Source organism: Paraburkholderia phytofirmans OLGA172, from assembly GCF_001634365.1.
Taxonomy (GTDB): domain Bacteria; phylum Pseudomonadota; class Gammaproteobacteria; order Burkholderiales; family Burkholderiaceae; genus Paraburkholderia.
The window spans coordinates 4,509,354-4,532,294 of the sequence record NZ_CP014578.1 but is presented as its reverse complement, the minus strand read 5'-3'; the positions used below and the strand labels follow the sequence as shown (position 1 = coordinate 4,532,294).

Annotated in this window: 10 protein-coding genes, 1 pseudogene and 2 riboswitches; of the genes and pseudogenes, 3 read left to right on the top strand and 8 right to left on the bottom strand. The window is 56.6% G+C overall.

The genetic code is table 11. The features are described 5' to 3' along the window. The first annotated feature begins 244 nt into the window (after positions 1-244). Positions 245-424 (top strand): hypothetical protein, encoded by a 180-nt coding sequence (locus AYM40_RS41435; RefSeq protein ID WP_063497696.1) that lies wholly within the window; start codon positions 245-247, stop codon positions 422-424. A 14-nt stretch (positions 425-438) separates the two neighbouring features. Here AYM40_RS41435 and AYM40_RS19990 read toward each other — a convergent pair whose 3' ends face one another. Further along, positions 439-927: a cycle-inhibiting factor gene (locus AYM40_RS19990; protein WP_063497695.1), complete on the bottom strand. Its 489-nt coding sequence runs from the start codon at positions 925-927 to the stop codon at positions 439-441. Between AYM40_RS19990 and AYM40_RS19985 the strand changes: the two genes are divergently transcribed. Further along, a complete protein-coding gene (locus AYM40_RS19985; protein WP_063494538.1) occupies positions 920-2,416 on the top strand; it encodes an IS5 family transposase in 1,497 nt (498 codons plus the stop codon). The genes AYM40_RS19990 and AYM40_RS19985 overlap by 8 nt on opposite strands. On the opposite strand, the gene AYM40_RS19980 is transcribed toward AYM40_RS19985, so the two are convergent. Continuing rightward, positions 2,361-12,833, bottom strand: coding sequence for a cycle-inhibiting factor (locus AYM40_RS19980; RefSeq protein WP_148662213.1), 10,473 nt, complete (start codon positions 12,831-12,833; stop codon positions 2,361-2,363). The genes AYM40_RS19985 and AYM40_RS19980 overlap by 56 nt on opposite strands. A gap of 169 nt (positions 12,834-13,002) precedes the next feature. On the opposite strand from AYM40_RS19980, the pseudogene AYM40_RS19970 reads away from it, so the two are divergent. After that, positions 13,003-13,389, top strand: a pseudogene (locus AYM40_RS19970) (IS5/IS1182 family transposase); the annotation flags it as partial. 24 nt (positions 13,390-13,413) lie between these two features. On the opposite strand, the gene AYM40_RS19965 reads toward AYM40_RS19970, so the two are convergent. The 6 genes from AYM40_RS19965 to gcvT all read right to left on the bottom strand — a co-directional run bounded on the left by AYM40_RS19965 (position 13,414) and on the right by gcvT (position 22,452). Further along, positions 13,414-15,135: a thiamine pyrophosphate-binding protein gene (locus AYM40_RS19965; protein WP_063497692.1), complete on the bottom strand. Its 1,722-nt coding sequence runs from the start codon at positions 15,133-15,135 to the stop codon at positions 13,414-13,416. 62 nt (positions 15,136-15,197) lie between these two features. Next, on the bottom strand, positions 15,198-16,586 hold the full coding sequence (locus tag AYM40_RS19960) for an L-serine ammonia-lyase (RefSeq protein ID WP_063497691.1): 1,389 nt from the start codon (positions 16,584-16,586) through the stop codon (positions 15,198-15,200). A gap of 28 nt (positions 16,587-16,614) precedes the next feature. Next, on the bottom strand, positions 16,615-17,748 hold the full coding sequence (locus AYM40_RS19955; RefSeq protein WP_063497690.1) for an alginate lyase family protein: 1,134 nt from the start codon (positions 17,746-17,748) through the stop codon (positions 16,615-16,617). 117 nt (positions 17,749-17,865) lie between these two features. Next, a complete protein-coding gene (gcvP, locus tag AYM40_RS19950; RefSeq protein ID WP_063497689.1) occupies positions 17,866-20,796 on the bottom strand; it encodes an aminomethyl-transferring glycine dehydrogenase in 2,931 nt (976 codons plus the stop codon). A gap of 94 nt (positions 20,797-20,890) precedes the next feature. Next, positions 20,891-21,271: a glycine cleavage system protein GcvH gene (gene gcvH, locus AYM40_RS19945; RefSeq protein WP_063497688.1), complete on the bottom strand. Its 381-nt coding sequence runs from the start codon at positions 21,269-21,271 to the stop codon at positions 20,891-20,893. 62 nt (positions 21,272-21,333) lie between these two features. Beyond that, complete coding sequence (gene gcvT / locus AYM40_RS19940; protein ID WP_063497687.1) at positions 21,334-22,452, bottom strand: glycine cleavage system aminomethyltransferase GcvT; 1,119 nt, start codon at positions 22,450-22,452, stop codon at positions 21,334-21,336. 81 nt (positions 22,453-22,533) lie between these two features. Further along, positions 22,534-22,705: riboswitch (glycine riboswitch) on the bottom strand. 22 nt (positions 22,706-22,727) lie between these two features. Continuing rightward, a riboswitch (glycine riboswitch) is annotated at positions 22,728-22,829 on the bottom strand. Positions 22,830-22,941 lie beyond the last annotated feature (112 nt).

Genomic DNA, 22,941 nt, shown 5'->3' with positions numbered 1-22,941 from the left:
CAGCACCGACGCGCTCTCCGAATGCAACCTCGCCAATACGCTTCGTCACGCCGGACAGCGACACCGTTGCCCTCGAGTGACTGCGAAAGTGGATCGCCACTAACCTCCGGTTGTCCGAAGCTTCCTCCCCTGCTCCCGAATCTGTTCCAACGTCGCGCCCGGCGTGCTTGCCTCCTGCGGCACCCGGTTCGTGCCGAAGTCGTTGTTGTTCACGACGATGAGTGAGAGTCGCGTCTACCGGTAGATGCGCGCACAACTGCTGGATCACTTTGCCCACTTGCACGTCACCTGGTCGGTCAATCCGGACCTGATCCATTACGGCAGCGCGGATTCGCAAGCGGCACCGATGGTCAATGCGCGTTCGGGCTCGCCAGTTGGCTACGCAATACCAGGTGCGCCAGTCGACGCTGGTTCGATACGATGAGCCGCGAATTTCCGTCAGCTTTTCAGGTCTTTGACACCACGCACCCGCTCAACGTTACGTTCGAAATTGGCACGATCGTAGCTCTGCATAATGAAAGTGACACCCTTGTCCGTACGGAGACGACTCACGTCGATATTGGCGGGATTTCTCTCTCTATCAAAGATCGAGGCCAGCAATCTGGCTTGCTCAGTCGGAGGTGACTGCGCAAAACCGGGGCGCATCAGCGCGAGAATATCCTCGATGCTTACGCTCTCCATACCGCGGCCTCTAAGCCAATCCCGGATCCTCACTTCCGGAATCACCCCGGGTTCCACATTCGACTGCAGAATATAGGCCATCAGTTCCGGCCCGGCAGGGATGTCGATTAAATAGTCGGCCTTGCAGAAGTTCGTGAAGCCCCGCCTGGCCAAGCGATGCAGTTTGTTGGAGGGTAATAGAACTCCCAGAACGAATATCGATCTGATAAAGATTCTGGGAGTTTCGGAGTGGTCGCCAATGAGCACGCCTGATTTCTTTCGTAGCCGTCTGGACGCGATGATTGATCTACGTCACCCGCTTGCCGTGTTGGCAACGAAGATGTCATGGGCTTCAATCGAAACGACGCTTGCTCCCCTGTTCGAGCGACGTTCACGCGATGGACGGGTGAGCGAAGCGGTTGACCTGTTTGGCTCGAACTCGCTGGAATTTGCCGGTGGCGTCAGTGCGGCTGGACGTCCGCGCTTGCCTATGCGGCTGATGGTGGGTCTGCTGTACCTGAAGCACGCCTACAACGAGAGTGACGAAACGGTGTGCGAGCGCTGGGCACAGGACGTGTACTTTCAGTTCTTCTGCGGCGAGGAGTATTTCCAGCCGCGTCTGCCGTGCGACCCGACCAACCTGGTGCGTTTTCGGCAGGCGCTGGGCGAAGCCGGTGTCGAGGAGCTGCTCGCGGCGACGATCGCGGCTGCGGTGCAGATGAAGGCGGTGACGCCGGTCGAATTCGAGCGCGTGATTGTCGACACCACGGTGCAGGAGAAGGCGATTGCGTATCCGACCGACAGCCGTCTGCTTGAGGTGGCGCGGGCCAGACTCGTTCAGTTGGCGCAACGCGCAGGGTTGGGGCTGAAGCAAACGTACGAGCGCGAAGGCAAGCGACTGCGTCGCCGCGCGGGCGGCTATGCCCATGCGAAGCAGTTCAGGCGCCTGCGTCGTGTACTCAAGCGTCAGCGCACGGTACTGGGACGGTTGCTGCGCGATATCGAACGCAAGCTGTCTGGAGCTTCAGACGAACGGCAGGCACAACTGCGCGTCTGGCTTGAGCGGGCCTGGCGCATTTGCCACCAACGTCCAAAGGACAGGAACAAACTCTACGCACTGCATGCGCCTGAAGTTGAATGCATTGGGAAAGGAAAGGCACGCCAGCCCTACGAGTTCGGCGTCAAGGTGAGCCTCGCGATCACGGAGAAACAAGGGTTGATCGTCGGTGCGCGGGCGTTCCCCGGCAACCCCTATGACGGCCATACGCTGGCCGAGCAACTCGAACAGAGCTCCATTCTGTTGCAGGACCTGCCCGGTACACCACAGCCGAAGACCGTGTTGGTCGATCTCGGGTTTCGCGGCGTCGACGTGGAGGTATCATCAGTACACCTGATTCATCGCGGCAAACACAGGACACTGACCAGCACGCAGCGACGTTGGCTCAAGCGACGCCAGGCGATTGAACCGATCATCGGCCATGTGAAGCACGACCACGGTATGCGTCGCTGCTGGCTCAAAGGACAAACCGGCGATGCGCTGCATGCCGTGCTGTGCGCCACGGGCTACAACCTGCGCTGGCTGTTACGCGCGATTGTTCGCCTGGGTCTGGGGCCCATCTTTTTTGTCCTCGCCTGGCTGCATTCGATCGCCGATGTCCTGTCGCATCCGCTGCTTGCGCACCGGGAACGCTTCCGGCGGGCTAACCGTCCCGCTCCGACAAAATACCCGATCGGCGTCGTGCGTCAAGCAAACTGAATTTTGCAGGGCCGACTAAATAATTATGTCCGAGCCGGTGATCCATAATCAGAAAGACATAGTTTTTCTGATGATCGAGAGTATTCAGCGTTGTGGCGAATTCCGAAAAATCGGCTTGCTGAATTCGGGTTGGATCGACCGCGGAGACATCCTCGACCATCAGCTTGAAGATGTTATTCGCGGAAAGGTCGCCCGGAGGTTCCTTTGGGGCGTAGGGATTGATACCCACCAAGTCTATATATGTCTCAAGGCCACCCATTTCCTTGACCTCGATATCGATATTCTTTCGGATCTCGGCGGTATCCCGGTCAACAATCCGTTTAGCATAATCGCCGTTCCATAATGTGCGATCCACATTGATGTCCGAGAGGTCCTCCGCTAGTTTTCGGAAAGCCGTCTTGCCCGGATAAGCATCGGCGCGTGAGGGCACAGGCTTGGTCTCTGATGCCGTCTTTCTGACAACCCAGCGGCCGTCCACTTTTCTCTCGACGGCAATGGTGCCTGTGGTGGGTTCGGTGCCTCGCCCTGGCTTAAGATTCCAACCTCTTCCAGAACTATCCAACACCACCTGGTATGTGTGACCGTCCGATCGAATATAATAATCTTTCCGCCGAAATGGCATGCGCTTCTCGTAAACACCCTTGAAGATATCTTCGGCCCTGCCAAAATACAGTCCCTTTGTATCAGTATTGACACTCCACTCCGGATTTAAACCCATCTCAACCGCATAGGCATCTCCCTTTTGGCCAAGATGAACTGTCGCCGAAAAGGTGGTCGTGTCCTGCGAAGTGTAGGGATACATGGGGTAATCTACCTTACGCAAACGCCACTGGGGAACACGTAACGGCGTCATCGATCCGACCGCGCTATTGCTATCGGAAATGGCGCCGGAAAACACTGTGTCGATATTCGCAACAGAATCGAAATCCTTGTATGCGACAAATGATCGAGGATACACGTCTCTAAATTTTTTCGCCCACGCTTCCTCAGTACCGTAAAAAGGCAGTCCCATCGCGGGGTATCTCCCAGCGGTAATATCGACAGCCACTGCGGTATCACCGGTATCGTCGATGACGAGGTAATGCATCTCGGGCTCGATACTGTTTGGCAAACGCCAGATCATCACAAGGCGACACTTCACCGCTCGACCGAGTCCATTCATAAATGACATGACCTCCTTCGCGGAGGCGGCTTCGGCGGTACGAGGATCGTTAAAAAAGGGCCTGAGTTTATCGTCACTCTCGAGCTTCGTTCGCAGCTCGGCAATGGTGCGCGAGGTCTCGACCGACGGCCGTATTGCTGACGGTGAAAAATAGCGCTCTATATCATTGGCTGCCGTAACCTTCACTTTCTTTACTGATGTCTGGCCTAGTGAACCAACCTCCACAAATCCTTCAACCTGGACATCGCCTTTACTGTCTTTCAAGATCAGGAGTTGACTATTCCCAACGGAAAATCGACCCTCGTCGCCCTTATAGCTATATGCCCAGTGGGTGCTATCCTGTCTTTCAATCCGGGTTGGAGAGGTGCTTTCCAAGGGGCGAGAGGACATGATATAGGTGTTGTCAAAGTAACCGTATAATCCTGTCAAATCGGCGCTAGTAGGCTCGTCCGGCAAAACCAATGATGATTTCTGCCCGGTCAGAACACCGTGAACATGAGCGATATGTTTTACGCCGTCAGCTTGAGTTTGCCATTTGGTGTCCGGAGAGTGCTTGCCAGCGTGGTATATATATATTGAATTTTCTGATTTCTTTATACATATGATTTGAGTGCATCCAGATAGCGCGCCCGAAGAAATAAGGAGCGGGCGCCCGGGTATAAGCTCGTCAAGCGATATTTTTATTCCGTTAGCACCATCGTTCCCGTTCGGAACCAGAATGACATCGAGTTTTTGCAGCTCGTCATTTTCTCCGCTCCAGAAATCACCATAGGAAACTCTCGAGGATTGTGAGTAGGATACAATATCGGAACCCTGCCCCAGTTGAATATCATATGGCGACGTGGTGCCTAGTTCCGTGGAGGGCTGAGGCGAATCATGTGTGATCTGGGAATCACTTCTGGCGAAAACGAAATTCCAGGGGAAACTTCTAACCGCCCGGTTTGGCGCGGGGTAGATGGCACCCTTGCCGATTGCAGCGGCGATATTTCCCGATAGTAACTTTTTAAGTTCTGCATTTTCGGTTACAGGTGGACTAACTACCCCGGGTACAGAGCCGCTCCGCGGGATCGCCGGGGGTCGAACCACGGCACCCCTCTTGGGGCTATTCAAAACAGAACGTAGATTATTAAAGGTTGCGCGGGAAAAAACTGCGCGATACCTGGCCAATTCATCCACTCTTCTCATTCCGAAGCTGGTCGCGATAGTCTCCGAGCGCGGATTTATTGCCAACGCGGCGATTTTTTGAACCCCGCTCATGTGAAACACTGCGTATTTCACAGTATGGTAGCTCAAAAAACGGCCAATACCTTCGAGATTATATTTTTGCAGCTCAGCCATGCTCCAGGACGGGCTATGACGATGACGGAACACGTAGCCTATGAATTTCTCGTCATTTCGAATTTGGGAAAATGGGTGAGCAATTATGCCACTCACCGCCACGGTATAAACATCTGCTGTTGACTCATCGTGAATGGCGGAAAGCCCGAAAACGGTCGCTGATGATTTTCCCTTTTCAGCTTTGTCAACTATTCCAAAAATTCTTGTGGCGGACGAGGAATAATATTGCAGCAATTCGTCAACGACGGTTGACCCGGCTCTGGCATTTTCGGCTATGTCGAGTGCGCGCAGGCCGCCACCTCCATTTGCGTAATCCGTCGCTAAATATGCCATCTCATCATATAGTCTCTGATAGTGCTTAAGAATGGTCCGCACGTCTTCAATTTTTATCAGATATTCAATGTTGCCCAGCAGAACGAGTTCAAACCGCGAGCTCGGGATGTATCGCTGTTTGTCAAAATCATAAGCCCGTATTTTCAATCTTTCCTGAATAAAAGGGTATGTGATCGACATCCGTGCCACGAGATCGACCTTGTTTCCCAGCATGCTATTGCAGCTATAAAGCAGACCTCGGCAGACGGGTCTTTTACTATGCAATTTTGAAACACGACCTTTCAGATCGGTCAAACGCCCCAATAGTCCACGGAGTGCCACATACTTTGAAATATCCTTAACTATTTGTTCCTGCCCGATAAGCTCAGTGCGGATCGTCAGTATTGCATCGCTATCATCCTTGTCCACGGTGTTGCGCAGCCTTTCAAGCTTCTCGCGCTCAAGGGAAAAATCGCGATCCGGATTATCGATACCCATTTCCTGCATTTCGGTTTCGACATTTCCTATCAGGGTATCAAGCTCCCGTAGGTAAGAAGAATCAAATGACAGGATTTCATAGGGTTGATTCGATTCATCGAAAAAATCCGCAGAGCCAAATGAGTATTTGTTTTCCTGTGGATCGGGTAATTCCCCCACCATTGAAGCGGAGCCATATTTTTTTCCGAGCAATATTCCTCTGGATCTATGGCCAAGCCACTCATCCCATGAAAATAACGCTGTGTCTTTTCCTTTCCTTCGTGCAGATGGATCAATTATGGATACAATTTTATTGTTATGATGAACCGCCACTGCCAGATTCACTGTCGGGAGATCGTCTGTTATTTTAAAATAAGTGAGCGTCAGATAAATTTTGGTGCGGATGCCATGTGATTTTGTAATTTTTTCGATATTATCGATAGCCTTGATATCACCGGCTCCCGCAATTGCCGCGTTGAACTCGTCATCCTGAATTACGTCTAGCCACCGTTGAGCAAACCACCGTGTGGCAACCGCTTCAGGGTTCTTATTTACTGGCGCGGTAGGAGACGGATCCAGTACCGCAGAAGAAATTTCGACCGTCCGGTCGGTATCCATCGCATCCACAAGCATATGATTGGATCGAGAGAGCATCCACGCGGGCCGGTTGATGACTGTCCAAGAGGAATCATTGGCATCGTCAAAAGGCGTAGCGGATCCGAGGCCTGCCCTGAAACGGTCTTCAAAGAGATTGAAGGTAGAGAAATCCTGGAAAACGCAGAGCTTGTCACCAAGATATTTTTGATATGTTTGTCGCCAATTTTTGTCGGATTCGATGATTGGAGATTCAATCCACTGGTTTAGAAGTCTGGCCGAGGAAATGTCAACTGAATATTTGGAATTATTCTTTTGAACAGTAAGCAAAAAATGAAACTGTGCATCTGGCCGGTTTGCTGATGACCATATTTTCATCAAACGGAAATTTGTGGTGTATCCTGCTTCCGAAAATATTTCCGCGAGACCGGGCAAGTGGCTGATCTCGAACTCTTCCGGGGATCGCGCAAATTTATTGTACGATGCTTTCTGTATCAGTAGATGGACAATTTCCAAAACGGCCGATTCACTGTCTGTTTGAAGGACATTATCAAGTGTTTTTGCTTCGAGTCTTTCGTCAAATATACCTTCAATTTCCGAACGCCCTCTGATATTCAATTGATCGGCGGGAGTCCGGGACAGAAGGTAGTGGGTATGGCTTTCCAATTTAGAGAATTTGACGTTACCGTCAAGTAAGCCATAGTTAAGAATCCATAGGTCTTCAGTGGAAACCGCATGGCGGGACAAATTCTTAATCGCCGACTTCTTTGAGATGGGCGAACCCGGTGCGACGACATCAAACCCCGTCGCTCCTGACGGGTCGGAATATACAATATTCGCGTAATCAAACAGTCGAGCCAGCAGCTGTATGTCGCCCATGGCTACATCCTCGGGGAGAGCCATCCGCATACTGGAACTGGTCATTAGACTATTGTGAACTTCTAATAGCCTCTCGATCGTAGAATCACGCCGTGCGGACGCGACCGAATCCACAGAGGGCTTGCTGATGTGATAGAAAAGAACGCAGCCCTCCTGCTTGCTGACTCCCATCATAAAGATGCTGTCCGACAATGCGCCCGGACTTACTAGAAGAGGGCGAACTTTGTCGATGTCCTCGAAGTTGAGTCGAATTCCAATCGCGCCTCCCTCAGGTGCGGGAACCATAAGGACTTCGACGTTTTCATTGGAGGAGGATGATCCGGAGATAAAGCCGATTTTCTCGTCAAAACTAGAAAAAACTATGTCGTCAACTTGTCCAAGCTGAAACAGTTCAAAGCCGCTCTGAGGTACGGGATGTGTTGACTGAACCGGGTCCAGCGAGAGAAATTGATTATCGTTTCTGGCGAACTGAAAAGGTGTGTTAATTTTGACGGTATGACGCGTCGCGTCGAGCGATATTGCTCCCCTATCTTCAAGCGCGCGAAAGTCTCCTTTCCACGTGAATCCGTTAGCATCGCCCGGTTGCTCGCCGGTGCCGCTCGGGCCGGGCTGTGGCTCGTTATCTGCGCCGAGGAGAGTTTCTGAGGTCTCAGTGTATGAGAATTCATAGACTTTGACATCGCGCATGGATTCCGTTCTAAATATCTGCGGGAGCGGCTTTATTTCGGGCGATTTAGGATTTTTGGATTTTGCGCCAGGGGAGGGCGCTCCTTCCGATTTGCCGATCACCACGTTGGCAGGCCTTGGTTTAAATAGCAATTTGCCGCGCATTAGCCTGCGGCCTCCCTTGTACAAGGCCGTCCCGATTAACTCCAGAGGAACCGGCTCCCACGGGGAAATGAAATAGGATACTGTCATAGTCGATGCGCGCAGCGATGCGAGTGCCAGATCGGAGCCGGCCTGCTCAATAACACGCGTCACCAGAGCCAATCCTCTGAAGCCTTTATGGGCATTGAGTAAAATGGCGCTGCGAAGCAGATTTGACTCCGCATAAAGAATTTCACCGAGGGGGACGCCGAAGAAAGCGATGGCCATTCCTGCATTTATTACTTCCCACGTGATCTCTCCATACGATGGTGCATATTCGACGTCATGATAACGGCGGTAGGCGATATCGAAACCGGGTATCATCGGTGTGAAATACTGCCACCACCTCCTTTTGTAATGTGCGGCTTCAGACTGTTCGGCGGCGTCTTTAACTAAAGATCCTGCCACCTGCTGGACGACTTGAAGCAACGAAGCGCCAGTGCCGTCTGGCCGCTCGACCAGCGACTCCGCCGTCGAAAACCCCAGGAAGGCAGTCTCGTAGGATATTTTATCCAGCGGACTTTTAGTTCCAAAGATAGGGGTAAGGATAAGGCTGGATAGCCGCTCGCCATGCCACTTATCCTTCTCGCTCGGATAGTCACAGTGCGAGGTAATTGGAGGCGGGGTAGAGCTTGTTCTTATTTTACAAAGAGCTGCATTTGAGCACATTGTTGAGTCTGAAATCGTTTTTAAAAATAGCTGGCCACCGATAGTTGATATAATTATCCAATCACTCGACTCAAGTTGGCAGAAGGCCAGATCTCCTGCATGTATCATTGTGGAAAGGACTGGCAGGGAACCATGTAGTTCAATAGCCCGTGGTATATACAACGTCAATTCCATTCGCGCACAACGAATTACCCGCGAGGCTACAATGTCATACGGATGGACGCCAAATTGTGTCAACTTATCAATGGCGATTAATTTTGCGACATCGGATAAATATTCATTTTTGAAAACAGAAAATTGATTGTAGTATTCGGTATCGCTTTTTGTCTCAGTGTTGCTCTCCACACTCTGCAAATACGATAACCCGGCTATGCCATTACGGTGGGCCCTCTGCGAAAACGGGAGCTGCTGCATCAGCGAATTGAAATGGCGAACGACTCGGGACGGATCGGCGACCTCGCGATACAGTTGTTCGACAGTCGATCCCGTTTTCACCATCATAAAGATCGCTTCCGCGAAAGAGACAAAATAAAAAATCTCCTCGTTCGACGCGATTAATGCAGGATAGTTATTGAGGAGTTCCTTGGCGGAAAGTTGTTCGAAATTTGGTCGGGATTCCTTGGTCGAGAATTTTCGAAGCGCCTCACGGACGGCGAAAGCACGGCTATCGAGCAACAGAACATTGGTATCCGCACGGTAGGCGTTCGGCAATCGAGTTTTGAGGTCAGTTAAAATATCAAGATATTCCTGAGACCTCTTTACAAGTATAGAGAGATACATGGCTGCGTATCTACACTGCAAGAGTTCGGCCCTCTTTTTGTCGCATGCAGAGCCATAAGTTGGTCCTCTGTAATTGTATAAAAAATTCTGGCACTCGTTTGCTGTCGAAGAAATGATATTGCTGGTATATATGGAACTTGTGGAAATGTCGGCAGCATTCAAGTTTCCATTTCGTTTTGCCATCTCAGTTTGTAATGAATCCTTGTATATATTCAATGCTGTCTCGCAACCCTTTCTACAATTCTCGTCGAGTTCAAAAAACATTCCCGGCCTGAGTTCGGACCGAATAAATTTCTGCAATTCCACTTCGGACGCGCGAGCCTCGCGTGGGGTGACGGGTAAGGAGAAAAGCGATTCCAATTCAACGGCCGATGAAATGGAACCTTCCGCGGGATGACCAAAAAGGTCGCGCCAGCGACAGGTTTCATATGTTTTTAATTTTACCAAAATGGGAATGACACTATGGGCTTTCGGCGAGGAGCCCTGGCTGACAGTCAAATTGGCGAGTTGATATAGTTCAGCGCCGTATCGATCCTCCGAGGATAGGCGTCGTGCGTCCGTATTGTTTTTATCCGTTTGATAGTCGTCAAAAGCTGCTTTCGCAGCGTTGAAATATATGGTCGACTCGTGCGAAGAATTAGTTGATTTCTTGCGTAGCCACAAATCTATCATTGTTTTTTCGAATAACCCATTATCGAAACTACTCGTAATAAATTCGCCCAGCCACTCCATTTTCAACCAAAAATTATAAATCCACTTGTGGTAAGTATTGTCGTGTGAGCCGGTCTGAACCAGGCTTTGCGTCGCTAGGCGCGATAAATCTTCAGCAGAATCGGGACGGTTGGAATGCGCGCTCAGCCATCCGGCGCGCGCCTTGATAACTGCCCAGATCGTCAGAGCGAGCGGGACCCCGACGGCCACGGCGATCCCCGTTCGCTTTATCGAGAGTGTGCCGGCCATGCCCGCCAATGCGTCTCTCCCTGCCGCCGCGAGGCCATCTGGACCCTGCAACAGGCCCGCCGCACCGATGCCGGCTGCTGCGGTCACAGCCAACAAAGGCGAATTGGCGGCCGCCGGCGACGTTGCCGCAGGCTCGGGCCGAAACGCGTGGATCTGCGCTTCTTCATCCGGTAAAGGAAGATTTGATCCGTAGGCTGCGTCGCTTATCGCAGCATCAATGTGCCCGACGAAAGCGTTATTGGGGAATGCCGCAAAATTGACAGCCTCCACAGGCGTCGAAGCTCCGCCTGACCTGGTTGCGCAGACGTCGTTTTCGGCTGGCTCCGTGACCCAATCGTCCAGCCACGGCGAATAGAGGCTGGCGGGCGGCGGCTCGGCACTGAAGGCTTCCCATACGGCTTCATCGCGGCTGTTCAACTCTGCTGCGTAAAGTCGAACAGCTTCACAAGTCGTCATGAGATCGAGGGTGTCCGCCGGAATCCAGCTATCACGAGACCATAGTTGTTTGTCTATCCCTCGCTTTGAATATAAATCGTCACATCGGGACAGCGTGTACGCGAGTAAGCCGGTGCCATGTGCGGCATTGGTATCAACTTCGTATTGCCGCATTTGCGTGCAAAAATCCGCCACTTCTTCGTTGGATAGAGGTAGTCGCAATCCCGCAAAGAAGACATTGTCATGTCGATTTTCGGAGAACAAATTGCGGCAGACAAAATTGTTGAACCCCTGATAAACTGGCCCAGCTTCTGACGCGACGACGTTTTCCATTTCAACGCGAAGGCGACTAAGGGACGTTAAATAGTCGACGAAATAGGCGAGCTTCTTCTTTTCACCGTCCGCAGATTTTGTCATCTTATCGGCGAGCAGTAACTGGTAGGCGGCGGCGCTTGAAAGGAGGGCCGCCGCCGTGCAAGGGTCGTCTGTCATTAACCGCTCTTCCAGCTCAAAAACCCATCGGATGTGTGCGAGAAATCCGAGATTATTGTCTAGCGACGCGAGCAATTCGCCAACATACTGGCTAGCGATAGGAAGGTGCAGCGCATGAATTGTCGCTAGCAGCGCAGTCAACCCGCGATCTCTCCAATTATTATCGTCTGCGATTAAGGTATGCAGCGTGGACAGCAGGCGCGTAATTGCGGCGTACGGTGTCAGTGCAGGATAGAAAACCGGTAATATCGTTGCAGCGATCAGCAAGAGCATTCGCACGCGCTTCCTGGTATCGGCTGTACGATACAGGGACATTGCAAGCGGAGGCATTGTTGCAATGGGGAGATAATTCCGCAGATGCGGTAGATACGCGATCGTTGCGGATGGAATGGCCCTACGCGATAGCGATTCACCGACAAATTGCGCAGCAGCCTTCGATATTTCCTTTAACGCGAACGGAATTTTCTGCGCAACGACATGCAAATTTTCGACAACAGGAGGGAGGATCGAATTGAACGCAGCCGAATCGCAAATAAAACTTTCATCGAGAAGATCAGGCCAGTCTTCATCAGTGCCGCGAGTCAACTCCGCTGTGCTATTGCACGTGGTATCGACGCCGGTGGGTACGTCATTTTCTTCAGCCTCATCAATCAGGAAATCGGCAAATTCGGCTGGATTTTTACGTAAATAGGCGATTACCTGTTCTCTTAGATAGGCGGCCCCTTCTTCTTTATTATTGGGAATCCTGCCTCGGTATATTATATTTCTTGTTTCGCGATCGGTGGTCTGATCGAGCGCGTGCCAGACTGAGTAAAACAGACACTTGCCGTGGCCCCCCTGATCCTCTATTTTTCCCCGCCCTACAGGGTAATAATGGTTATCGTTAACTCTCTCCACATCAATAATTCTGTTTGTCGGACTTCCGCGTTCCTCATTTGAATTTCCGCCAAATTCGCTTGTATAGCTGTCAGGTCGGGGATTATCGGCGGTGGATGGCGGTCTGACGCTGATTCGTAGAACAATCGAGGCATTTACGAAACCCGGGAGACGGGAAATTATCATGGGTACCAGATCGGCGCCGTCAAACATAAAGGGGTAGGTTGGTACCCAGTGTCCATTTTCGAAGATCCAGTCATCTGGCTGCTCAAGGCGCCGCGCAAGTGCTTCAATTTTGCGTGCGTCACGCCGATCTTCGCAATCGGCATTGGCACCTCTCGCGCGGACTGTCGCAATGGGATCGATGCTGAATGCCGGTACAGTATCGTCAAAATCTTCATTTGCAGTGACATATTCGGAGTCGAGGTCTACCCATTCGGAAGAATCGTTCTCGCCAGAAGCGCGCTTTTTACGCGGCTTTCTGTATTTATTTTCGGATCTTTTCGGCGCTTCGCCGACGTATGCCGCAGAGTAAGGCATCTTCACTCTCACAGTTTCTGTATCAGTGATCTTCACGGCACCTGAAAACAAGTGCCTCCGCTGAGGCGAGCCCGAGCCTGACTCACGGCAATACGGCTTAATCGGTACGATGGCGTACGACCATAAAGCCGCTTAAGCGCTAAGGAAAGTGACAAGTTGAGGCAGCTCGCCTGGCGGCGCTATGCAGGCGGAGCTGAATAATCCGGAAAGCCTTGCAGGGTGGGGCTTTCTGAGTGAAGTTAAACCAGACGTCGCCATCGTGGATCGGGGATGCAAGGGCGTCGCGATCGACACCGTGAAGATCTGCCATCCGGGCTTGCAATGCGGCATCACGCGCACACTGCGCGCGATCATCAGGTGGCGCAGTGCAATCGAGCCAGCGATCGGCCACATGAAGGCAGATGGAAAACTTGAGCGGAACTGGCTCAAGGGTGCGCTGGGCGATGCGATCAACGCCGTTCTATGCGGCGCCGGTCACAATCTGCGGATGAACCTGAGGAAACGGCGGCTTATTTATACCTTCTTTCTCACCGTTCCGCTCAATCGCACCATCGCCACAACGTCGGTGCCCGCGAGGCTGGGCACTGCGTAAAACGAATTGTTCAGGTCCGACTATCTAGCGAAGCTGAACGCTCGCGCGCAGCTTCCTCCCCTGCTCCCGAATCTGCTCCAGCGTCGCACCTGGCGTGCTCGCTTCCTGCGGCATGCGGATTTCGATCACTGCCGCACGCTTCGCTTCCATCGAGCGCTGCAATGCAGGCAGAAAGTCTTCCGTCCGCTCGACTGTTTCTCCGTGCGCGCCGAACGATCTCGCGAACGCGGCAAAGTCCGGATTAGTGAGACCTGTGCCGTGCACGCGATCCGGGTAGTGCCGTTCCTGATGCATCCGGATCGTGCCGAAGTGGCCGTTGTTTACGACGATGAAAATCACATGCAGGTCGTACTGCATCGCCGTTGCCAGTTCCTGCGCGGACATCATGAAGCAGCCGTCGCCGGCTAATGCGACGACTGCGCGTTGCGGATACAACGACTTCGCCGCAATCGCCGCCGGTACGCCGTAGCCCATCGCGCCACTGGTCGGCGCGAGCTGTGAGCGGAAATGCCGGTACGAGAAATGCCGATGCAGCCACGTCGCGTAGTTGCCCGCACCGTTTGTGAGGATCGCGTCTTCCGGTAGATGCGCGCGCAACTGCTGGATCACTTCGCCCATTTGCACGTCGCCTGGAATCGGGCGTGGTTTGCGCCAGTCGAGATAAGCGCGATGCGCTTCTTCCGCGGCGCCGGTCCATGCGAGCTTGTCGGAAGACGGCCTTAACTCGGCAAGCAGCGCTGCCAGTTCCGGCATACCAGAGACGATCGGCAGATCCGCTGCATACACGCGCCCGAGTTCTTCCGCGCCTTGATGCACGTGAACCAGCGTTTGTATGGTCTTCGGTATGTCGAGCAGCGTGTAGCCGTTCGTCGTTGCTTCGCCCAGCCGTGGGCCGAGCGTGAGTAGCAGGTCCGCATCGCGGATACGTTGAGCAAGCGCCGGATTGATGCCGAGGCCGATATCACCCGCATAGTTCGGATGCTCGTTGTCGAGTGTGTCCTGGAAGCGGAAGGCAAGGCCGATCGGCAATTGCCAATTCTCGACGAAGCGTTGCAGGTCGGCACATGCGGCAGGCGTCCAGCCGCTGCCGCCGGCAATGACCATCGGCCGTTGCGCGCCTTCCAGCAATCGGCGCAACGCCTCCATCTGCGCCGCGGACGGTGACGCCGCCACTCGCTTATATCTCGGCGCGCCGGCGACGGCTTCGCATGCATCGCTCAACACGTCTTCCGGCAACGACAGCACAACCGGCCCTGGCCGGCCCGACGTCGCCGTGTGGAACGCATGGCTCAAATATTCGGGAATACGCTTCGGATCGTCGATTTGCGCGACCCACTTGGCCATCTGGCCGAACATGCGCCGATAGTCGATTTCCTGGAAGGCCTCGCGGTCGAGATGTTCGCGCGCGCATTGGCCGATCAGCAGGATCATCGGCGTGGAGTCCTGAAACGCGGTGTGCACGCCAATCGATGCATGCGTCGCGCCCGGTCCGCGCGTAACAATGGCGACGCCCGGACGGCCGGTCAATTTGCCGACCGCTTCGGCCATGTTGGCGGCCGCCGCTTCGTGCCGGCAGACGATGGTCTGAATGCGGTCCGTTTCGTCGTGCAGCGAATCGAGCACGGCGAGAAAGCTCTCGCCGGGAACACAAAATACACGTTCGACACCGTGCGTCAGCAAGGCGTCAACGACGAGACGCGCGCCGGTGGTTTGGGCAGTGAAAGACGATTCAGAAGCGAGCGGCATTGCGATGAAGCCTCCAGGCGTTGTGATGGGTGCGATCGGTGCGGTCGGGTCGCGTTGTGTTCTCAACACTCCACAATATTCACCGCCAACCCGCCGCGCGACGTTTCCTTGTACTTCGTCTTCATGTCGGCGCCGGTCTGCATCATCGTTTTGATCACGGAGTCCAGCGACACGTAATGTGTGCCGTCACCGCGTAGCGCCATGCGCGCAGCATTCACGGCTTTCACCGAGCCCATCGCATTGCGCTCGATACACGGAATCTGCACCATCCCGCCGACCGGATCGCACGTCAGCCCGAGGTTATGCTCCATGCCGATCTCGGCAGCATTCTCGACTTGCTCGGGCGTGCCGCCCATCACCGCCGCGAGCGCACCCGCGGCCATCGAACAGGCCACGCCCACTTCGCCCTGGCACCCCACTTCCGCGCCTGAAATCGACGCGTTCAGCTTGTACAGAATGCCGATTGCCGCCGCCGTCATCAGGAAGTCGATGACACCTTGCTCGTTCGAGCCCGGCATGAAGCGCGTGTAGTAGTGCAGCACTGCCGGAATGATGCCCGCCGCGCCATTGGTCGGCGCCGTGACCACGCGCCCGCCAGCAGCGTTTTCTTCGTTGACGGCGATCGCGTACAGGTTGATCCAGTCGACCATCGACAGCGGATCGCGCAGCGCCAGTTCAGGATTGCTCGACAGCGCACGATACAACTGCGGCGCCCGGCGCTTGACCTGGAACGGACCGGGCAAGTTACCGTCTGCATCCGGATTGTTGATGCCGCAACCGCGTGCCACGCACGACTGCATCACGTTCCAGATCTTCAGCAAGCCCGTGCGCGTCTCTTCTTCCGTATGCCAGACGCGTTCGTTTTCCCACATCAATTGCGCGATGCTCTTGCCGGTCGATTTGCACAGCGCGAGCAATTCGTTGCCGCTGCGGAACGAATGCGGTAATTGTTCGACGGCGCTCAGCACCTTCGTGTTCGGCGCGCCGGCCGTCACCACGAAACCGCCGCCCACCGATAGATAGGTCGACTCGCGCAGCGTCTCTCCCTGCGCATCGAACGCACGCAGCTTCAGGCCGTTCGGATGCTCCGATAGTGCCTGGCGATAAAACGAAATGTGATCTTTTTGCACGAACGGCACGTCGTGCGTGCCGAGCAAGGCGAGCTTGCGCGACGCCTTCACCGCTTCCAGCCGTTGCGCGATTGTGTCCGGATCGACCGTGTCGGGCGCATCGCCCATCAAGCCGAGCATCACGCCGCGATCGGTGCCGTGCCCTTTGCCGGTCGCGCCGAGCGAACCATACAGATCCACTTTCACCGATGCCGTTGCCGCAAGCAGCCCGTCGCGTTCGAGCCCTTGCGCGAACATCAGTGCAGCGCGCATCGGCCCGACCGTATGCGAACTGGACGGACCAATGCCGATTTTGAAGAGGTCGAACACGCTGACTGCCATTTACTGCTCCCTGCTGATAAGAGTTAGTTTAACGCGCCGGCAGCGGCAAGCACACGGCGAGCCACGCGGGCGGCGTCGGTGCGAGCTGCAGCGCGATCGGCGTATAGCGTCCGTCGAGACGCGCCGCCAGGTGAAACAGTTCCGTCGCGTTTTTCGGATCCCATTGACCCGAATAGCCGGGCAAACCGGCCTCGCGACGTTTGGCATCGAACGGAACGTTCGAATGCACGAATTCTTCATGCGTTTTGCTGCCGTCCGCGTACGGCGTGAGCCAGTCCAGCGCGGCCGCCAGCGACGCGCCATTTGCCCCTTTTTCCGGCAACCAGTTGCGGCTGTGGCGGCGCGCGGCGAGCGCGGCGGTCACAAGCGGTTGCAGGTCGTAGGTGACGTAATGCAGCGCGTCGCGCTCGCCGAAGTCGAACGTCGAGCCGTCCGCCGCGATGTTGTCGCCGATATGCTCGTCGAACAGGCGCTGCGCCGCGTTGATCATCTTGCGGTTATCCAGCGTGAACGCGGCCATCGAGATCAGCTTGATCCGGTGGCTCTGCCAGTTGTTCTTGAACGTACCCGTGAGCGGCCGCGGCTGCGCGTCGATCTGCGCGATATAGCCGTTCGCGAACTTCGTCAGGAACGCCATCGATGCATTGCGCGTCTTGACCGGCAACGCGCTCGCGGTCATGTCGTAGGCGAGGATCAGGCCTTCGAAATGGGTTTCGTCGATTGGATTGAAACTGGGTTGATAAGTCGTGACCCACGCGTACAGCAAGCGGTCGACCAGCTTCAGATAGCGGTCCTCGCTGGTCGCGCGCCAGGCGAGCGCGGCGTCGCGCAGCAGATCGAGATCCCTCTCTGCCTCGACGCTTTGATCGTAGATACCCTCGTGCGGCAGCGTGCCTTCGGTATGCAGTTTCGCCAGCGCATGCGGCGGGTCGTTCAGATGCGCCTGCACATTGCTCACCAGTGCCTTGACGCCTGGATCGGCATTCGTGCGCTCGCTGGTTTGCAGCGCGGGCGCCGCGCAAAAATTCATCGCGGCTTGCGCCTGCCGCAGCGGCAGCAGCAGTACCGCCGCGCCCGCCAACAGCAATGTGCAAGCCTGCTGCCACGTCTGGGCTCGCCTTGCTTCGGTCTGGCTTTGCATCAATCGCACCTTTCGCGCCATGCGAAACTCCTCGTTAGGCTGATTCGGTGTGTGATGTTAGCCGTTTGCGGACACAAGCGACAGAACCGTGCAACGCCTGCTTACAACCTTCAGACGCTGCGCGGTTTGCGGCCACGCTTACTCGTAGTCGGCGATCGGCACGCAGGAGCAGAACAGATTGCGGTCGCCGTACACGTTGTCCGCGCGGCCGACCGGCGGCCAGTACTTCTTGGCGATCAGCGTGGGCAGCGGATACGCGGCGGTTTCGCGCGCATACGCATGCTTCCAGTCGTTCGCGATGACTACCGCCGCCGTGTGCGGCGCGTGCTTCAGCGGATTGTCTTCACGGTCCGAGCGGCCTTCTTCGACGGCGCGAATTTCCTCGCGGATCGCGATCATCGCTTCGATGAAGCGGTCGAGCTCTTCCTTCGACTCCGATTCGGTCGGCTCGACCATCAGCGTGCCCGGCACCGGGAAGCTCATGGTTGGTGCGTGGAAGCCGTAGTCGGCGAGACGCTTGGCGACGTCGTCGACGGAGATGCCGCTGGTTTCCTTGAGCGGGCGCAGATCGAGAATGCACTCGTGCGCGACCAGTCCGCCCGGACCCGAATACAGCACCGGATAATGCGGCGCGAGTTTGTTCGCCACGTAGTTGGCGTTGAGGATCGCGGTTTCGGTGGCAGCGGTGAGGTTCTTCGCACCCATCATCGCGATGTACATCCACGAAATCGGCAGGATCGAAGCGGAACCGTACGGCGCGCCCGACACAGCGCCGATACCGTTCGGCGCACGCTCGTAGCCCGACGAAATCTGATTCGGCAGGAATTGCGCGAGATGCGCGCCGACCGCGACCGGACCGACGCCCGGTCCGCCGCCGCCGTGCGGAATACAGAAGGTCTTGTGCAGATTCAGGTGCGAGACGTCGCCACCGAACTGACCCGGCGCACAGAGGCCGACCATGGCGTTCATGTTCGCGCCGTCCACGTAGACCTGGCCGCCGTGCGCATGCACGATCTCGCAGATTTCGCGGACGTTTGATTCGAACACGCCGTGTGTGGACGGGTACGTGATCATGATCGCCGCGAGCTTGTCGGCGTGCTGATCAGCCTTCTTCTTCAGGTCTTCGATATCGACGTTGCCTTGCGCGTCGCAAGCCACCACGACCACCTGCATGCCGGCCATTTGCGCCGACGCCGGGTTCGTGCCGTGCGCCGAAGCGGGAATCAGGCAGACATTGCGATGTGCTTCGCCGCGCGACGCGTGGTAAGCGTGAATGATCAACAGACCCGCGTATTCGCCTTGCGAGCCGGCATTCGGCTGCAGCGACACGGCTGCGTAGCCGGTGGCCGCGACCAGCATCTGTTCCAGCTGATCGATCATTTCGCGGTAGCCGACCGTTTGCTCAGCCGGGGCGAACGGGTGAATCTGACCGAATTCCGGCCACGTGACCGGCAGCATTTCGGAGGTCGCGTTCAGCTTCATCGTGCAGGAGCCCAGCGGGATCATCGAGCGGTCGAGCGCGAGGTCCTTGTCCGACAGGCTGCGCAGATAGCGCAGCATTTCCGTTTCAGAATGATGACGGTTGAACACGTGGTGCGTGAGGTACGCGCTGGTGCGTTCAAGCGCGGCGGGCACCGTGTTCTCTGCGGGGAGTTCTGCGTCGAGGGCGTCGATTTGCGGGACTTCCTCGACAAATGCCGCCTGCGCGAACGCTGCGAGCAGATCGGCCAGATCGCTGCGCGTGGTGGTTTCGTCGATCGAGATGCCGACGCGCGTGTCGCTCACGTGGCGCAGATTGATGCGCTTGGCCGTTGCCGCATCATGCAGTGCCTGGGTGCGTGCGCCGGTTTCGAACGTGAGCGTGTCGAAGAACGTGTCGTTGACGAGCGTGTAGCCGAGTTTCTTCGCGCCGGCTGCCAGCAATGCAGCGATGCGGTTCACACGCAGCGCGATCGTCTTCAGACCGTGCGGGCCGTGATAGACGGCGTACATGCTGGCCATGATCGCGAGCAGCGCTTGCGCGGTACACACGTTCGAGGTCGCTTTCTCGCGGCGGATATGTTGTTCGCGCGTTTGCAGCGCGAGACGCAGCGCGGGGTTGCCTTGCGCGTCGACGGTCACGCCGACGAGACGGCCCGGCATCTGACGCTTGAATTCGTCGCGCACGGCGAGGTAAGCCGCGTGCGGGCCGCCGAAACCGACCGGCACGCCGAAACGCTGCGTGTTGCCGACGGCCACGTCCGCGCCCCATTCGCCCGGCGGCGTCAACACGGTCAGCGCGAGCAGATCGGCGGCGACTACCACGTGGCCGCCTGCTGCATGGATCGCTTCAGCGAGTGCGCGGTAGTCGCGCACATCGCCGTTCACGCCTGGGTATTGCAGCAGCACGCCGAACGCATTCGCGTTCGCCGCTTCCGCAGCCGGGCCCACTTTCACTTCAATGCCGACCGGCGTGGCGCGCGTCTTCACCACTTCGATGGTTTGCGGCAGCACGTCGTCGGCGACGTAAAACACGTTCGACTTCGGCTTGCCGACGCGTTGCAGCAGCGTCATTGCTTCGGCGGCGGCGGTGGCTTCGTCGAGCAGCGAGGCGTTCGAGATCGCCAGACCGGTGAGGTCGACGATCATCTGCTGGAAGTTCAGCAGCGCTTCCAGACGGCCCTGCGAGATTTCCGGCTGATACGGCGTGTACGCGGTGTACCACGCCGGATTTTCGAGCACGTTACGCAGGATCACCGTCGGCGTGTGCGCGTTGTAATAGCCCTGCCCGATGTACGAGCGGAACACCTGGTTCTTGTCCGCCAGCTCACGCAGCGCGGCGAGCGCTTCCGCTTCGCTCTTCGGCTGCGCGAAGGGGCCGAGCGGCAGTGTTTCGCTGCGGCGGATCGTCTTCGGAATGACGGCGTCGATCAGCGCGGCGCGCGACGCAAAGCCGAGGGCTTCGAGCATCGCGTGCTGGTCGGCCGAATCGGGGCCGATGTGCCGTTCGGCGAAGGCGTCATGCACTTCGAGCGCGGCGAGCGAGAGAGGAGTGCGGTTCATCAGACGATCCGGGTGTTCGAGCTTCATGAGGTGTTCCTGGCGGTGCGGGCGTCCGTTCGACTGTCGAATCGGACGCGCCGCGCCTGTCGGGTTTAAACGTAATGGTGCAACTTGCGGTGAATCAGGCGCCGACGGACTTTGCGTACGCGTCTGCATCGATCAGGCGATCCTGCGATGCGTCCGCAGCCGGCTTGATCTTGAAGAGCCAGTTCTCGTACGGCGCGCTGTTGACGCCATCCGGCGTGTCGGCGACGGCCGGGTTCGCTTCGATGATTTCGCCCGAGACCGGCGCGTAGATATCGGAAGCGGCTTTCACCGATTCGATCACGGCGACGGTGTCGCCAGCGTTGACGGTCTTGCCCAGTTCCTGGACTTCGAAGAAGACGATGTCGCCGAGCGCTTCCTGCGCGTGGTCGGTGATGCCGACCGTCAGCGTGCCGTCCGCTTCGGTGCGGACCCACTCGTGCGATTCGGTGTATTTCAGATCGGCCGGGATGCTCATCGGATGCTCCTATGCGGTGTTATTCGGTAGTGTTTCAAAAAGGGGACGCACGCGCCGGCTGCTTAAACTGCCAGCACTTTGCCGTTGCGTACGAACGGCAGTTTTACCACGCTTGCGGGAACGTTTTTGTCACGAATCTGGACGTGAACGGTGTCGCCCGGCTGCACGCCTTTCGGCACACGCGCAAAGGCGATCGATTCCTGCATCGTGGGTGAAAAAGTACCGCTGGTGATCTCGCCTTCGCCCTGCGGCGTGACGACTTTCTGGTGAGCGCGCAGCACGCCTGCCGCCTTGCCGTTTTCCTTCAGCAGGATCAGACCGACGAATGCAGCCTGCGAGCCGTTGGCTTCGAGCTTGCCCTTGCCGACGAAGTCGCGCGGCGAGGTCAGATCGACGGTCCAGGCGAGGCCGGCGTCGAGCGGCGAGACGTTGTCGTCCATATCCTGGCCGTACAGGTTCATGCCGGCTTCGAGACGCAGCGTGTCGCGCGCGCCAAGACCTGCCGGGCGCACGCCTTGGGCCTGCAGTGCGTTCCACAGCGCTTCGACGTGATCCGCCGGGACGATGATTTCGAAGCCGTCTTCGCCGGTGTAGCCGGTGCGGGCGACGGTGAGTTCGCCGAACGGCGTGTCTTCGATGCGCGCGGCGTTGAATGGCTTCAATGCTTCAGTGGCGGCGCGCGCAGCCGGCACGGTTTGCCAGACTTTTTCGCGGGCGTTCGGACCTTGCACGGCGACGATCGCGTAATCGCGGCGCGGCGTGATGGTGAGGCCGAAGCTGCCTTCGGCGTTGAGCTGGCCGAACCAGGCGATGTCTTTATCGGCGGTGCCGGCGTTGACGACCACGCGAAAGTGATTTTCGCCGAAGTAATAGACGATCAGATCGTCGATCACACCGCCATTCGGGTTCAGCAGACAGGAGTAAAGCGCGCGGCCCGGCGTTTGCAGCTTGGCGACGTTGTTGGCGAGCGCGTACTCGAAGAAGGCGCGCACGCGCTCGCCGGTGAAATCGACGACGCACATGTGCGAGACGTCGAACATGCCGGCGTCGGTGCGCACGGCGCGGTGTTCGTCGATCTGCGAGCCGTAGTTGACGGGCATGTCCCAGCCGCCGAAATCGACCATGCGGGCGTTGAGCGCACGATGGGTGGCGTTGAGCGGGGTGTGTTTGAGTTCGGTCATGGGGCCTCGGGCGTCTCGCGAAACAAAAAAGGCCATGCGGCACGACGCCTCGCGGCCTGCCGGCTGCGAGCGATTGCGTTGCATGACCCCTCTGTCCTCGATACCTGAGAGATTGCGCTGCCGTACGATGTTGAAGCCACCATCGCTACGGTTAAGCGCGCGCCCCTTCGGTGGGCAGCTTGCCAGAATCTGCTCGATGTATACGGCGCATACACGACGCAGACGGCTACTGCCGCTCTCCAGAGTGCGAAAAACCTCTGCCATGAGGCGGGTTTTTCGACGCGGCCGGTCCTTTTGCCTGAGAGTTTGCGGGTGTGCCCCTTCGGCGGCGCGGCCTGCGATTTTCTGCGGCCAGCACGCTCTCCCGACGCGTGCGGCGAATGTACGCGAGGGCCGGGGGCTTGTCAAATAAAGGCTCGCAAGGGGCACGGCGGTTGGCGTTGCGGGTTCGCAAATATCGAAAAAAAGCGCGGGACGTGATGCCCGCGC

Bases quoted from the DNA above. Each gene is read 5' to 3' on its own strand.
- AYM40_RS41435 (WP_063497696.1), top strand. From the start codon at position 245: ATGCGCGCACAACTGCTGGATCACTTTGCCCACTTGCACGTCACCTGG.
- AYM40_RS19985 (WP_063494538.1), top strand. From the start codon at position 920: ATGAGCACGCCTGATTTCTTTCGTAGCCGTCTGGACGCGATGATTGAT.
- AYM40_RS19965 (WP_063497692.1), bottom strand. From the start codon at position 15,135: ATGCCGCTCGCTTCTGAATCGTCTTTCACTGCCCAAACCACCGGCGCG.
- AYM40_RS19960 (WP_063497691.1), bottom strand. From the start codon at position 16,586: ATGGCAGTCAGCGTGTTCGACCTCTTCAAAATCGGCATTGGTCCGTCC.
- AYM40_RS19955 (WP_063497690.1), bottom strand. From the start codon at position 17,748: ATGGCGCGAAAGGTGCGATTGATGCAAAGCCAGACCGAAGCAAGGCGA.
- gcvP (WP_063497689.1), bottom strand. From the start codon at position 20,796: ATGAAGCTCGAACACCCGGATCGTCTGATGAACCGCACTCCTCTCTCG.
- gcvH (WP_063497688.1), bottom strand. From the start codon at position 21,271: ATGAGCATCCCGGCCGATCTGAAATACACCGAATCGCACGAGTGGGTC.
- gcvT (WP_063497687.1), bottom strand. From the start codon at position 22,452: ATGACCGAACTCAAACACACCCCGCTCAACGCCACCCATCGTGCGCTC.